This window comes from Streptomyces sp. WM4235, assembly GCF_001279725.1.
Taxonomy (GTDB): domain Bacteria; phylum Actinomycetota; class Actinomycetes; order Streptomycetales; family Streptomycetaceae; genus Streptomyces.
In genome coordinates this window covers 1-1,826 of the sequence record NZ_LGDE01000162.1, presented here as the reverse complement: position 1 = coordinate 1,826, position 1,826 = coordinate 1, and the positions used below count along the sequence as shown (strand labels likewise).

Annotated in this window: 1 protein-coding gene; it reads left to right on the top strand. The window is 75.5% G+C overall.

All coding sequences use genetic code 11. From position 1 onward, the window contains the following. Window positions 1–1,826 (top strand): non-ribosomal peptide synthetase (locus ADK55_RS14310; RefSeq protein WP_159041391.1); only part of this gene is annotated, 1,826 nt, incomplete at both ends.

The following is a 1,826-nucleotide window of genomic DNA, read 5'->3' as shown; positions in this document are numbered from 1 at the left end:
CGGCAGGCCCCGGTCCCGGGGGTCGACACCCTGGTCGGCCTGCTGATCAACACCGTGCCGGCCCGGCTGGCCTGGCGTCCGGAGCAGCCGCTGGGCGAGGTGCTGGCCCGGTTCCAGGAGAGTCAGGCGGAGCTGCTGGACCATCAGCACCTCGGGCCGGCGGAGATCCGGCGGGCCGTGGGCCGGGGCGAGCTGTTCGACGCGCTGGTGGTGGTCGAGAACCTGCCGGACGGCGGGGAGCGCGGCGATCCCGCGGGACGGATCCGGATCACGGACTCCCGCGTCCGGGACTCCGTGCACTATCCGCTCGCGTTGACCGTCCTGCCGGGCGCGCGGCTGCGCCTCCAGCTCGACCACGACCGTTCCCGGCTGGACGACCGGGCCGCCGAGCTGTTCACCCGGCGACTGCGCGCGCTGTGCGCGCAGTTGGTCGCCGATCCGGCCCTGCCGGTGGCCCGTGTCGGCCGCGGGGCCGCCTCGGGCGCCCTGTCCGGGGCGGTGCGTCCGCTGCCCGACACCACCGTGCACGCGGCGTTCACCGCCCAGGCCCGTCGAACGCCGGACGCGACGGCGCTGCGGCACGACGGCCACGGCACCGGATTCGCCGAACTGGACGTGCTGGCCGCGTCGTTGGCGCGCCGGCTGGCCGCCGAGGGCGCGGGTCCCGAGGCAGTGGTCGCGGTCGCGGTGCCGCGTTCGGCAGGGGAGGTGGTCGCGTGGCTCGGCGTGCTCAAGGCGGGCGCCGTGTGCCTGCCCGTCGATCCGGCGGCACCGGCCGAGCGGGTCCGGCACATGCTGGCCGACTCGGGCGCGCGGATCCTGGTCGCCACCGCGGAGGTGCGGGACGCGCTGCCCGCCGCGGCCGGGGTGCGCACGGTGCTGGTCGACGTGGACGGCGCCGTCGTCGGGGCCTCCGTGCACGGTCCGCGCGCGCTCCCCGACACGGATCCGGACTCGGCCCCCTACCTAATGTACACCTCGGGGTCCACGGGCCGGCCGAAGGGCGTGGTGGTGACGCACCGCGCGCTGGCCGGGCAGCTCGCCTGGACGGCCGAGCGGTTCGGCTTCGGTCCGCACGACCGGGTGCTGCACCAGTACGCGGCCGGCTTCGACCCGTCGCTCCAGGAGGTGTTCGTCCCGCTGCTGACCGGGGGGACGGTCGTGATCGCCCGGCCCGACGGTCACCGCGATCCGGCGTACCTGATCTCCCTGATCCGCTCCGAACGGGTCACGACCCTCGACCTGGTGCCCTCGCTGTACACGGCGTTGCTGGCCGAGGAGGTGCCGCCGGGCGGCGACGGGCCCTGGTGGTCGGGTCTGCGCCGGGCGTTCAGCGGCGGCGAGGCTCTGACGGTCCCGGCGGGCCGGCGCTGGCGCGAGCGCACCGGCGTCCCGCTGTTCAACGTGTACGGGCCGACCGAGGCGGTCATCCAGGTCACCGGCTGGGAGGCCGGCCCGGATCCGCTGCCCGGCGGGGGCACGGCCGCCACCGTGCCCATCGGCCGTCCGGTGTGGAACACCCGGCTGTACCTGCTCGACCGGCACCTGCGGCACGTGGCCGCGGGTGAGGCGGGACAGCTGTACATCGCCGGCGCCCAACTCGCCCGCGGCTATCACGCGCGCCCCGCCCTCACGGCGGAGCGGTTCGTCGCCGATCCGTTCGGCGCTCCGGGCGAGCGGATGTACCGCACCGGGGACCTCGTCCAGTCCACCGCGGACGGTGTGCTCACCTATCTGGGGCGCACCGACCACCAGGTCAAGATCAGGGGTAACCGGGTGGAACTCGGGGAAGTCGAAGCACGCCTGCGCGCAGAGAACACGGTCGG